The organism is Halomonas sp. THAF12, assembly GCF_009363675.1.
Taxonomy (GTDB): domain Bacteria; phylum Pseudomonadota; class Gammaproteobacteria; order Pseudomonadales; family Halomonadaceae; genus Halomonas; species Halomonas smyrnensis.
This window is the reverse complement of the sequence record NZ_CP045400.1, coordinates 78,118-90,456: the sequence shown is the minus strand read 5'-3', so window position 1 is coordinate 90,456 and position 12,339 is coordinate 78,118. Positions and strand designations below refer to the sequence as shown.

11 protein-coding genes are annotated in these 12,339 nt (G+C 62.4%); 4 read left to right on the top strand and 7 right to left on the bottom strand.

Translation table 11 applies throughout. The features are described 5' to 3' along the window. Position 1 precedes the first annotated feature (1 nt). From FIU88_RS18290 to FIU88_RS18275, 4 genes are all read right to left on the bottom strand, one after another. Positions 2-760: a type-F conjugative transfer system pilin assembly protein TrbC gene (locus FIU88_RS18290; RefSeq protein WP_172977779.1), complete on the bottom strand. Its 759-nt coding sequence runs from the start codon at positions 758-760 to the stop codon at positions 2-4. Between the two features lie 200 nt (positions 761-960). Then, positions 961-1,968 (bottom strand): TraU family protein, encoded by a 1,008-nt coding sequence (locus FIU88_RS18285; RefSeq protein WP_152480382.1) that lies wholly within the window; start codon positions 1,966-1,968, stop codon positions 961-963. Further along, a complete protein-coding gene (locus FIU88_RS18280) occupies positions 1,965-2,651 on the bottom strand; it encodes a hypothetical protein (RefSeq protein ID WP_152480381.1) in 687 nt (228 codons plus the stop codon). Before FIU88_RS18280 ends, FIU88_RS18285 begins: the two co-directional genes overlap by 4 nt. After that, a complete protein-coding gene (locus FIU88_RS18275) occupies positions 2,629-3,204 on the bottom strand; it encodes a hypothetical protein (protein ID WP_152480380.1) in 576 nt (191 codons plus the stop codon). Before FIU88_RS18275 ends, FIU88_RS18280 begins: the two co-directional genes overlap by 23 nt. Here FIU88_RS18275 and FIU88_RS18270 point away from each other — a divergent pair. After that, a complete protein-coding gene (locus FIU88_RS18270) occupies positions 3,203-3,745 on the top strand; it encodes a hypothetical protein (RefSeq protein ID WP_152480379.1) in 543 nt (180 codons plus the stop codon). The two genes, FIU88_RS18275 and FIU88_RS18270, sit on opposite strands and share 2 nt — an antisense overlap. On the opposite strand, the gene FIU88_RS18265 is transcribed toward FIU88_RS18270, so the two are convergent. Next, positions 3,742-4,095 (bottom strand): DUF2274 domain-containing protein, encoded by a 354-nt coding sequence (locus FIU88_RS18265; protein ID WP_172977778.1) that lies wholly within the window; start codon positions 4,093-4,095, stop codon positions 3,742-3,744. The genes FIU88_RS18270 and FIU88_RS18265 overlap by 4 nt on opposite strands. Before the next feature lie 139 nt (positions 4,096-4,234). Between FIU88_RS18265 and FIU88_RS18260 the strand changes: the two genes are divergently transcribed. Then, entirely contained in the window at positions 4,235-4,852 is a 618-nt protein-coding gene (locus tag FIU88_RS18260) for a helix-turn-helix transcriptional regulator (RefSeq protein WP_152480377.1), read from the top strand. Between the two features lie 1,303 nt (positions 4,853-6,155). Here FIU88_RS18260 and FIU88_RS18255 read toward each other — a convergent pair. Both FIU88_RS18255 and FIU88_RS18250 read right to left on the bottom strand, forming a co-directional pair. Further along, the gene (locus tag FIU88_RS18255) at positions 6,156-6,692 is read right to left on the bottom strand and encodes a hypothetical protein (RefSeq protein WP_152480376.1); all 537 of its coding nucleotides are present in this window, start codon (positions 6,690-6,692) and stop codon (positions 6,156-6,158) included. Between the two features lie 185 nt (positions 6,693-6,877). Then, positions 6,878-9,235 carry a DNA topoisomerase gene (locus FIU88_RS18250; RefSeq protein ID WP_152480375.1) on the bottom strand — a complete coding sequence of 786 codons (2,358 nt, stop codon included), beginning with the start codon at positions 9,233-9,235 and terminating at the stop codon, positions 6,878-6,880. Positions 9,236-9,695: 460 nt separating this feature from the next. Here FIU88_RS18250 and FIU88_RS18245 point away from each other — a divergent pair, with 460 nt between their 5' ends. Beyond that, positions 9,696-11,861, top strand: coding sequence for an ATP-dependent RecD-like DNA helicase (locus FIU88_RS18245; protein ID WP_152480374.1), 2,166 nt, complete (start codon positions 9,696-9,698; stop codon positions 11,859-11,861). Beyond that, on the top strand, positions 11,761-12,120 hold the full coding sequence (locus FIU88_RS19585) for an Rmf/CrpP family protein (RefSeq protein ID WP_367613886.1): 360 nt from the start codon (positions 11,761-11,763) through the stop codon (positions 12,118-12,120). The genes FIU88_RS18245 and FIU88_RS19585 overlap by 101 nt, the downstream gene beginning before the upstream one ends. Positions 12,121-12,339 lie beyond the last annotated feature (219 nt).

Genomic DNA, 12,339 nt, shown 5'->3' with positions numbered 1-12,339 from the left:
GCTATTCCTCCCAGAGATGGTCAGTGTTCTGCCCCTTCGGCCCCACGGCTGGCCCCATTGGCGTGTCGTAAACCTCGCGATCCGAGCCTTCGTACCGCTCCATGAGGCGTTCCGCGTTGCGCTCAGCAAGGTCATCGGTGAGTGATTCCCACCGTTCCGTGTCGATTCCCTGCTGCTCAGATGCGCTAAGTGCCCCTTCGCCCTTCAGGGCATCGATGTAAACCGCGGCATTGCTAGCGCCGCGGTCCTGGAACTCCTCTAGGGCATATAGGGCGGTCACTGACCCCTCGACCTTCCAGTAGCTGTCCGGGGCCGCCTCTGGGCAGGCTTTGTAGTCGAATGTCTGACCATTGATTTCCCCAGTCCTGGGCTCTGCGGTTTGGCAAACCCCCATTGGGTCTTCTTTGGCGAGCACGATGGTTGGCACGCTGTCGACTGCATAGGTGTCGAACAAACGAGGGTCTATCTGGATCGGTGCGGTCATCCCGCCTGGACGCAGTACCTTCAGTAGACGCTCCATGGTGAACTGCCTGAGGTCCATCCCGGGTTCGACCCCTCGTAGCACCAGCTCACCACCAGCCCGGGCGGCATCGAGGGCATAGCCGCGAATCATGCTTTCCGGCATTGAGAACGAGATGAAGAAATACAGGCGGTCTTGCTCACCCAGCCCAAGCGATCCACGCAAGGCTTCCCACTCGGCCGCCATCTCGGGGTCCGCAATCCCACCTGTCTGTCCGGGTTTGCGGATGTTTTCCACCATGGCAGCTCCAGCAGCCTCCCCCGCAGAGTTGGCGCTACCTCCCCCCATGGCCTCGAGAACGCGCTCTGCGCTTCCCTGGCCAGGGAAAGGGAGCTGAGCCGCGCTCTCGCCTTGAAGCGCCGAGAACGCGCTGTGAGCGGCTTCCTCGGGTGTTTTTTGCCCGAGGGCAGCTGAACTGGTGAGAACCAGTGCAAGGAGTGTCATAGAGCGCAGCATTGCTTACCTACCCAGATGAGGAATGCGGAATCGGTGCGGACAGCTGTGTTGGCGGGTGGCAACATCCCCCACCGAAATTCAGACATGCCCAGAACAGCGGTTTGATTACTCGGGACTGGCGCAACCGGGTCGATCCTGTACTGACTGCGGATCATGTTCGGCAGGTAGACCGATTGGCATTCAGCCCATGGCCCGATGGTGGAAAGCAGACCAGCCATGCGGGTCTTCCGCTGCATGTACTTTCCGAGGACGTGTAGGTTGCCTCCTTGAGGCGAACTGTGAGTCGGGCTGGAGCCGGTCAGGGGGTACAGGACGCCTTGCGACCCCTGACACCAGAACATCATGTCCAGAGGTCGGCCGGCTGCTGAGGCAACGGCATCTGGCATGCACGAAAGAGCGCCAACCGGGTTGGCGAACAGCGCAGACTCTGGAAACGCGATCGAGGTCCAGGTGTCGTCCTGCCAGGTGGGATCTACCTCGGTGAGATCCGCCAGGTTGAACCCCGAAGTGTTCATGCACCCGAGCGAACTCATCATGTTGAGCACGCTGAACAGGGGGTAGATATACCAGTGGACCTGCATCCTCGTAACAGAGCCGTGGTCACGGCCGGAGCCATACTTCTGGTTCGAGGTTTGCTCGTCATACCCTTCGAGCACTTGCACCCCACCCAAGGTCGACATACAGCCGGGTGTTCGAGCGATCTCGGCAAGGAAAGTAGGCTCCCAATACGTCATCCCAATCCCGGGCATGTCGACACCGTAGGGGCCAGGACACATGCAGATGGGGTCCATGTGCATCAACGGCGGGTTTGAACCGCCCCCCATCGATATGCCCGCCACTGTCACCGGAAACATGTTGTTCCAGTTGGGGTCGTTGATCGGGTTGAATACCTCGCCCTGGCAAGCGGCGGAGCCTGACAGGGGGGAGGCAGCAGCAAAGCTGGCGGCTGCCAGTGATAGGGCAGCCAGGCCGGAAAGGACCATTCGTTTCATGGCAGGTGGGCCTCCAGGGTCTCGACATCGTAGGGGTAAGCGAAGTGCGTCACTTCGATCGCGTCGGGACGGCTATCCCGCACGCCAGCGAGCGATGGCGTGTGAGTGATGCCCAGGCGGTCGAAGTGCCATTCCTCGGCGAAGTAGACGGCACGGCCCAGGTCAGCGGCCAAATCGCCTGGATCGCCCGCGGTCACAATGACGGTGAGGTTGACCGGGTGACGCTTCTTCAGCTCCACGGCCAGCTCGCGCTGTCTGTCCACCCGGAGATCCACAACGAGGAGCCAGTTTTGCGGGCGCACCTTTTCCAGGGGGTTAACCTTGGTGCCTGCCTCGTAGATGACGCCCCACTGGTAAGTGCCGTCCGGTTGCCGCTTCAGCGCTTCAATGTCTTCTTGAAGGGTGTAGGAGGGGTCAACGAAATGGGTTTCGGTATGTTCCGCGACGGGTACATACCAGTCGGGGATGTCGTTGGTGTGTGTCTGGGCCTGACCAGCCAAGTGCTCATGGACCGAATCCCAGTCGACGCCATGAGCTTCAGCCACGATCGCCAGACGCATATCCGGCTCGCCGATTTCCCAGGTAGGTCCGAGGGTTCCGAGATCCTGTTCAGCCGCCAGGGCGGTGCTTGAGAGCGCTACCGTAAGCGCTGCAATTTTACTATACTGTACTACGATTTCCATTTTTCAGCCGTTCCAATCTGCGGTAGACGCTGCGCTCGGTCATGTCAGCCGCCGCAGCGATTTCGGCAGCTGACAGTCCTTCACAGTGAAGGGCAAGCAGGTTCTCGTTGGACAGCCCTGATCGAGCTGAGCGTTTCGGAAGGTCGATGAGGTGCGCTGAGACGGTGGACGTGGGCTCAATCTCCACGGCAGTCTCAGTGTCGATCTCGTCGTTGAACTCTTGGGTGAAGCCAGGGATCTGCTCAGCCATCAGATCGTACTGCTCAGCACGGGGCTCACTGTCCGCCTGACCCGCCTTATGGACAGTGACGGGGAGGACGGTATGCCGACGCCAGGTGCTAATGGCTAGGAAGGCAGCTTCGCCAGCGTATTTCATGATGGCATCATGGGAATAGCTAGCGTCGTACTCCCGCCCAAGCCAGGCAAGGTAGATTTCCTGGCGCATGTCATCCTGCCATTGCCGTGGTATGTGCAGACGGGAGGCGGTCCACCCGACCAATCGCTGCATTTCGGAAGGCGGTTGTTTCGACAAGTATTCAAAGAGGTTAGCCATGCGAGACACGCTCCTGAACGACTTGATCAATACGCTTGAAAGGCATGGCTGTGAGATCAAAGTGAGCATTCCCACGACCCGTGGGCGTGCTGAGCGCAGCTCGACGGATAGTGACCTGGGCCGCCGCATCAATACATTGCGTGATCAATACGGCATGACACTGGCCAAAATTGCCGAGCTGCTGACCTCGAAGCTCAACAGCAAGATTTCCGTGGCATCCGTGAATGCCTGGACTGGTGGCGTAACCCCTAGGAAAGTCCCTTATGAGCGAGTGCAGGGCGCCCTCGAGGAGATCATGGAAGAACATGAGGCAATCGAGGGCGGAGCATGGGTCGACGCTGATGAGGTCAAGGCAACAGTGGATCGCTGGATGGAAGTGATGACTCCACGACAAATTGCCGTAGCCGCTGACGAGGCCGTGACCTCCATTCGTAGCTGGCATACGGGCAACCATCGGGTGCTGCGTACCAAGTGGAACCGTGTGGTTCCCTTGGTCGAGCAAATGCGTGAGGTCATCCAGAAGCGGCATGGTGAGACCTAGCGCCCCATGTCCTGCTTGGGCTGTTCGTGCTTACGGTCTCCCCCGCCTGAGGTGTGATTACCCTCACCCCCACCCACACGAGGCTCGCCGGCCGGGGCTTCACCCCCCTGGCCTTGCTGCTTTGCCTCTTGCTTCTCCTTTCGCTCCTGGTCCTTCAGGAACCGCTTGAACTCGCGGTCCCTGTCCATGACGTTCCTCAGCATCAGGTCGACAAGATCACTGGTCGACACCTTCTCGCCAAAGGTGGTCTGGTACAGCTCACGGTATTGATCCAGCCGATTGATCGTTGATTCAGGCAGTTGTGCCTGAATCTGCTTTTTGGGGTCGTGCTCTACGCGGCCAATGAGCATTTCGGTCTCCTGGGTTATCATGACGACGAACTAATCTTGCCGCTGTGCTGTCAGTGCGGATAGGTCGAGACCGTTAGAAATCGTTATCTGGTATAGTTACATGTGAGTGGCGTCGAATTCCGGCGTATGGGAGAGAGCATTGGATCACGACAATGAAAACGACGACCTGAAGAAGGTCATTGAGGCCGGAAAGCGTAAGCCCGGCCCCGGCTCGAAGGGTGGGCAGAAGGGAAAACCAAAGGGACCGCGGAGTGACTACCTGCAAATCGAGCCAGACACCCCTGGCTACAAGCTGGTGCAAATCATCTTTGAGCGTGCGGTAAGCGAAGGGGTATCTACCAATGAGCTGGCCGAGAGCCTTGGCATAGCACCCTCCACGTTGAGCCACCTGAAAACTGGCCGTCGCCAGGCCAGCAGCCTGGGCCGGGATGTGGTTGAGCGATTCGCGGAGTGGCTGAACTATCCAGTGCTGGCCGTCATGATCCTGGCCGAGCAGGTTCGTTTGGAGGACTTCTACTCGCCTCAGAATGACCTGGATCGTGCAATCGACAGGGCGCTTCACTTCATGGCTGATGATCCTGAGTGGGGCGGCATGATGCCCAAGGATCTTGATGGGGCCTCTACCCACATGAAGCTATGGAGTGTCTGGATGTACGAGCGAGCCACCAAGACCCGGCTGATTACTGGTGGCGTTGACTACCTGGACCTGCTGAAGGCCATGGAAGATTTCAGGTCCGAGCACCCCTCGAGTAGTTAGACGAATCCCCTTACCAAGGCCAGAGGGCGCCTGAACGGCGTGCCGACTGGTGCAGCTGACAGCCTTTGGGCCTCGGTGCTGGTATTGGCCAGTACGGGAATCGATCCCCGTTCCCATGACTTGACTATGATTACGGGAATCGAACGGGTTAGACGCATCTTGCCGCCTGGCTGAGTTAGAGCATACCGTTGGTGCTCTGATGATAACCGCTCATGAAACGCTCTTTATGGTGCTCTAGTAACGCTATATCAGGGCTCATATTTGGCCATAATTGGTTGTCATATCAGCACTTTTTTCTGAGCTTTAAGTAGTGCGCGATCGCAGCTCATGTTGAATTCTCGAGACCCGTTACACATGCCACGAAAAGCACATGGGCCGCTCCGCGGCCTGAATACGAGGCGGGCCTCGAAATGCCTAGCCCTGGTGGCTTCCCATCCTGCAATTTCGCCCGTATGGACTTCGTTCTGTGAGGGCAGCAAAGCTGCTCAGTTGCAGCCACGATCGGGCACTGTCCCTTGAGATACGAAAAGCACATGGGCCGCTCCGCGGCCTGAATACGAGGCGGGCCTCGAAATGCCTAGCCCTGCTCGTTTGTAAACCTAGAATTCGCCCCAAAAGAACTTCGTTCAGGCTGGTCCTGGCCCCATTCGCTCACGCGCCGGAAGCGCCAGCCGCAGGCACGGTGGCATGGCTTCCCCACACCCCGACAGGCACACACTCGCCGTGGCTGCTCACGCGCCGGAAGCGCCAGCCGCAGGCGCGGTGGCATGGCTTCCCCACACCCCGACAGGCACACACTCGCCGTGGCTGCTCACGCGCCGGAAGCGCCAGCCGCAGGCACGGTGGCATGGCTTCCCCACACCCCGACAGGCACACACTCGCCGTGGCTGCTCACGCGCCGGAAGCGCCAGCCGCAGGCACGGTGACATGGCTTCCCCACACCCCGACAGGCACACACTCGCCGTGGCTGCTCACGCGCCGGCAGCGCCAGCCGCAGGCACGGTGACATGGCTTCCCCATACCCCGACAGGAACACACCAGCCGTGGTCGCTCACGCGCCGAATAGGCGTTCGCACTGTCGTCACCACTGCCTGTTGGGAATACTCTCCCGTGGTGCGCTCGTACCCCCAAGGATGCTGCCAGGCGATCGCACACCCATGACGCCTGTAGTGCCATACCGGCAAGCGCTCTATGGGACGCTCTGGCGGTGTCCTATCGCTCTATCAGCCAGCCACAAAAAAGGCTCCACGAGATGCCCCGGGAGCCTGTTCGTCGCTTGTCAGTGATACCGTATCAGGGTGCTCTACTCACCCTCCCCTGTGTGCTGAAACCCTAGGTCGGGACGTGTACTGCGAGCTGCACCGATGGCCTTGTTGATGCGCTTCAGGTGATCGATAAAACGGGCTCTACGCTCGATCAGTGCCTGTGCTTCAGCAATCAGCTCGCGGGCCTCATCTGGGATGCTTTTCGAGCGTGCGGCGGTGCCTGGGCGAGACAGTCGAACGGCAATCCACTTGGAGGCGGACTGGCGGTTGTTCTTCTGCTTGTCCATCCACTTCACCCACACCGGATGCGGGCACCCAAGGCACCCGTACCCGCAGCGGTTGAGGTCCATCAAAACGGCGCCGTGTGAACGCGGCTGAGCTTCACGCAACCGCTCATGGAGGTCTACTAGCTGGCGGTTGTACTCCCCCATGATGGCCGTGATGTCATGACTCAGGGCGCCTACCATTTGGGCGGACTCGTCTAGGTAGGTTTGCCTGTCTACCGTGCGTCTATAACGCGACTTGCGCTGTGTCGGGGAAGCCCCCTCGGTGCTGCTGGATACGCTATCGGTCATGCGTCATTCCTATGTCACCTACCATGTCTAGAGCGGGCGCCTGTTCCCTCAGGAGATAGGGTTCAAGCTGTGTTCTCTCGCCCCCTTCCTTGGCGAGGGGAAGGGCCTATTCGAGCGGCATGCAGGTGGTCGGTCTGGTGTGTCTATCCCCGCCCAGGGGGTGCCCGGGCGGGCCTCGTGCGCGGCTACCGCGGGTGCTCGCTCAGGAACAGCCTGCACTCCTTGACGCAGGTGCGGGCGGCCTTGGGAATCTTGACCCCGTAGCGTTTGGCGGCGGCTTCAGCAGCAGCCAGCATCTTGGGGGTCGGCTCCCCGTTCTGGAGGTGCTTGTCGATGAACGCCTTGCACTCCCTGAAGGAGGTCAGCTCACCATTCAGGGTGACGCCGTTCTCGTCCGCCAGGCGCATCGCCAATGCCTTCATCTTGTCGGTAGGCGGGGGTGTCTGCTGCATCACCTCATCCAGGAATGCGCGGCAGGTGTCGAAGCTGTGCTCAATGCCCTCAGGCAGCTTCAGGTCACGCGAAGCAGCGATCTTCCTGGCAGCGGCGATCATGTTCTCGGTCGGTGCATTGGTGGCCTCACGAACGGCCTCGGGGGCGGTGTCCATGGTCTCGATAACCTCGTTGATGCGGGTGGTGATGAAGTCGCGTTGCTGAGTGATAAAGGTGTCGCGCAGCTGCTTGGCCTCGGCATCGCTGGAGGCGTTCTGGATCGCGTCGAGTTCGCGCTCCCAGGCGGCTGTCACGCGGACATCGGAGAGCATGCGCGGGGTGTTATCGATGAAGGCGCGGCCTCGGGGAGTGGACACGATCAGCTGCTGCTTACTCTTGCGCTGAGTGGCGATGTATTCGCGATCGAAGAGCGTCTGAATCACTGTGTCGCGGGTGGCCGGGGTGCCGATCCCCTCGGCTTTCTTGAGGGCCGCAGCATCCTCGCCTTCTACCTGTCGTCCGGCGTTGAGCATGGCGCTCAGCAGGGTGTCCAGCGTGAAGTGCTTGGGAGGCTCCGTGCGGGCCTCGTGAAGCCTCACGGCCTCGATGGGCAGGCTGGCGCCGGAAACCAGCGGGGGGAGATCCTTCTGCGCTTTCGGCGCCTGAAACGCGGTCATCCAGCCCGGGTCCACGACGCGCTTGAAGGTGCCGGCGAACAGCGCTGGCTGGCGCTCCAGCACGTCTTCCACATCGACGCTGGCGCTGACCTTTAGAGACTCGACAGTGGCCGGTGGGAGCAACGCTTGGATGAACTGCTGGGCACATGCCAGGTAGACCTTTCGCTCGGCGTCTGAGCGAGCCGACAGGTCCGGTGTCTTGAGCGTGGGGATGATGCCGTGGTGGTTCATCGGCTTATCGGTAAAGCATCGTGGGCGCGGCACATCGGCCCCTTCCAGGCAGTGCCGTCGACCCGCCAGGCGTGCTGGCGCCATGAGCCCGTCATCGGCCTTGGCGGCGCCGCCCAGGATCGCCAGCAGGTCATCCCGGTTGTAGAGACTGGCGGGCAGCTCCCCGTGCTCTGTCCGGGGGTAGGTCAGGTAGCCATCGCTACGCATGGCGTCGGCCGCCTTGAGGGTCTGCGTGGCCGTCAGCCCGTGCTGTTTCGACATGTCCCGCTGAAGCGCGGTGAGGCTGTAGGGAAGCGGCGGGTGCTTGGCGGTCTGCTTGGTGTCGGCTGTCAGAATGTCGGCCGTGTCGGCGCCCTCGAGGCGTTGTGTGAAAGCCTCCATGGCGTCCCGGTCCAGGAACAGCGGCTTGCCATCGTCCTGGAGCTTGATGATGCCGCTGGCGCCAGCAGGCGGATCGATCGGCGCATAGCTCAATTCACCGCCGCCCAGGGTGATCTTCGCCTGGTAGTGGTCGACTGAGATGAAGCCCTCAATCGTGCGATCGCGCTCGACCACTAGCCCCAGGGTGGCGGACTGCACACGGCCGGCAGAAACGACGCCGGCCTTGCCCTTCCCCTTGCCCAGATCCTTGCCCATGAGCCCGATGCGGGCGGACGCGGTGTAGGCCCGGACGAGGTACTGCCAGAAGCCATCCGCGTTGGCGCGGGCCTGCTGGGCTCGCCAGTAGGAGATGGTCTCCCCACCTTCCCGGAGGCGCTTGGCCGCGGCCTGCACGTCAGACGCTTCCATGGAGCCGGTGAGCCACATGCGCTTCACCGTGCCCCGGTATTTCGCGTGTTGCAGAACCTCGTAGCCGATCGCCTCCCCCTCACGGTCGGGGTCGGTCGCCAGCCACACCTCACTGGCCTGGGAGAGGGCCTTCTTCAGGTTGCCTAGGTACTTCTTCCCCCGGTCTGTCGGGGTCTGCGGAAAAGCGGAAGGCAGAGGCAGCAAGCTGCGTGGATCACGCCAGTTGGCCTCAGGGCTCACAACGGCAGGTTCGACCGGCGCCAGCAGGTGGCCAGCCGCCCATACCAGCGTCAGGGAGACCCCGTTCCAGGTGCCGGTATAGGAAGAGCCGTTGCGAGTCAGTCCCAGCGCTGGGGCTATCTTGTCTGCCTGATCCGAGTGCTTTTCACACAGAATGAGTGCTCGTGATGTCATCCTGTTGGGTGTCCTTAGGTAGGGATTGTCGAGCGGAATATCGCCCCGCTCAGGAGCATGCCGACAATACGATGTCTTCCATTCCCTGGGTGTGTTGCATTCCTATAAATCGTCGTCTAGTATAGCAACACATAGGCAGGCGAAACAGCGAAACCCTGCCGACCGAATTACGCGGAGTGCGCCCGTGTCTCCTCTCTCTCCCCTGACGCGGCTTTGGGGATGCGCATCAGCCGCCTGGTCGTCCCGGTCACCGGGGCTACCGGAGAGTCCACTGAGCGGCCCTTGATCCGGCTTCTCTCTCTCACTCAGCTCAGTGGGCTCCCCCGTAGCAGTACCAGCGCTTCAGTCGGGCGTGTCCCGGGCGTGCTAATAGGTCGCGCCGCTCTGCCAGAGCCTATTGACTCCCACCCGCGCTTCGCCCGGCTCTTCCCAGCCGGGCTTTTTTTTGTGAGGTCGATCCATGGACAACCTGGAGCAGTTGAGCGGAGTGGTTGCCGCTGTCCGCTTCGTCGGTGAGGAAGGATTCCAGATCCTGACGGTGCAGGATGCGGAGGAACGCGAGGTGACCCTCGTGGCGGTGTGCCAGCCGCTCAATGAAGGAGAGTCGATAGAGGCCCATGGCGCCTGGACGACCCACCCCCGCTTCGGGCAGCAGTTCAAGGCCGAGAGGCTGGTGACCCAGGTGCCTCGTGAGTCGAAGGCACTGGGCGCCTACCTGGCCAGCGGCAAGGTGGCTGGTGTCGGCCCGACCTTCGCCAAACGACTGGTCGCGCACTTCGGCGACGGCCTGCGTGATGTCCTGGGCGACGAGAAAGCCCTGCGGGCGGTGCCCGGTATCGGTAAGAAGAAGGCGGCACGGATCGCCGGCAGCTGGAACGAATATGAGGAGGCCCGGGAAGCCCTGATCTTCCTCCAGGGGCACGGCCTCGGCGCCTCGCGGGCCATGTCGGTGTTCCGCCAGCTGGGCCAGGACACTATCGCGAAGGTGTCGGCCAACCCCTACCGGACCTTGCTCAAGACCCGCGGCATCGGGTTCCGCATCGCCGACACCATGGCGCGGTCGATGGGCTTCGAGCTGACGCACCGGGATCGCATCATCGCGGGCCTGCGTCATGTCGTGGATGCCCGCTCAACCTCGGGCCACACGTTGGCAACCTCGGGGGAGTTGGCCTCGGAAGGCGCGAAGCTCCTCGAGGTGGACGTGGCACGCACGACCTCGGTGGTTGAGCTGCTGCTGGCGCACGAGAAACTGGAGCAGGTGGATGGCGGGCTGGTGGGCCTGCCGGCGCTGATCAATGCAGAGCGCACGATCGCCGCCGCTCTGCTGGCCCGAGCGGTTCCCTGGGAGGACTGCGGGCTGGCCAGTGTCGATGGCGAGCTATCCGATGGGCGCGTGCTCAGCGACGAGCAGCGTGAAGCCCTGGTGACCTGTCTGGCCTATGGCGTGGCGGTGCTCACGGGCGGCCCGGGGGTCGGCAAGACCACGGTGACCGAGGTGCTGGCGCAGACCCTTGATGACAGTCGTTATGAGCTGGCGCTGTGTGCGCCGACCGGGCGAGCCGCACGCCGGATGAGCGAGGCGACGGGGCGACCCGCGACGACCATCCATCGGCTGCTGGGGGCTGGCGCCAACGGCTTCGAGTTCAATGCGGACAACCCGATCGAGGCGGACGTGGTGATCATCGATGAGGCCTCGATGGTGGACGTGCAGCTGTTCCGCGCCCTCGTCGTCGCCCTGCCCGACCACTGCCGGCTCTACATCATCGGTGACCAAGATCAGCTGGCCTCGGTTGGTCCGGGGAACGTCCTGCGGGATGTGATCGCCTCGGGGCGAGTGCCTGTCGCCCGGTTGCAGCAGATCCGCCGCCAGGGGGAAGGCTCCCAGATCATTGTCCAGGCGCACGCCGTCAATCAGGGACACCCGCCCCAGTCTGTCCCGGGTAGCGACTTCGAGATTGTCGCGGTGCCGGAGGGGAGTGACCCGGAGCTGGTCCTCGAGGAGGCGTTCCGCGTGGCCACGACCGAGATGCTGGCGCATGGCTTCGACACCCTGCATGAGGTGCAGGTGTTGACCCCCATGCACGGCGGCCCGGTGGGCACCCGGTCGCTCAATGACGCACTGCGGGCCTACCACATCCCCGGCGACCGGGGTTCGGTGACGATCAACGGTCGGCGCTGGGCGGCCGGCGACAAGATCGTGCAGACCGAGAACGACTACAACCGGGAGGTCTTCAATGGCGACCTCGGGTTCGTGGTGGCGGCCGACCCGGAGGAAAAGACAGTGCTGGCGCGGTTCGAGGACCGGGAGGTGCTGTTCACCAGTGATGCCCTCGGCAAGTTGCAGCTCGCCTACGCCATGACCGGCCACAAGGCCCAGGGATCGGAGTTCCCCGCCGTGGTGATCCCGCTGGCGCGATCGCACTGGCACATGCTCGAGCGCCAATGGCTCTACACCAGCATCACCCGGGGGAAGCGCCGCGTGGTGCTCGTGGGCCACCCCTCGGCCATCGAGCGGGCGGCGCGGCATGTTACCGGGCGGCGGCGGCTTACCTCTCTACCGTTCTGGCTGGCGCAGCCGGCCGCCTCAACAGAAGAAGGAGATCCCCATGGCCAACCGAGCGCTTGATGGAGCCGAGAGGAAGGGTCGGGAGGCCCGCGACCGTGGCGACCCGCGGCACGCCTGCCCCTACTACGACTACCGGAAGGACTGCGGCCGGCTGACCTTCTCTCGGGCCTTCCGCAATGCCTGGCTGTGCGGCTGGGAAGACAGAGATCGAGAGCTGGCGCTGGCGCCAGCCGGTTCAGACAGCGGCGCCCCTCGCGCTGGCCAACGTGACGATCAATCGACAGTCCGGTTCCCGGGAGTTGTGACTGATGCCGAGTAAGCGTGCGGACGATCGTTTCCTGAGGTGGGCACGGGCGCTCGGCGCGTTCGGTGCGTTCCTGTCCAAGCTGAACATTGCTGGGGGCGTGGCATGGGTGCTGCTGGGGGAATTCGATAGAGGCGCCGTGCCCATCGCGGCCGGACTGATTATATGGCCCTTCGCTGCCTGGGTGCGTGATTCATCAGCTGAGACCAGCCGGCGTGACGGCGAGCAATAGCG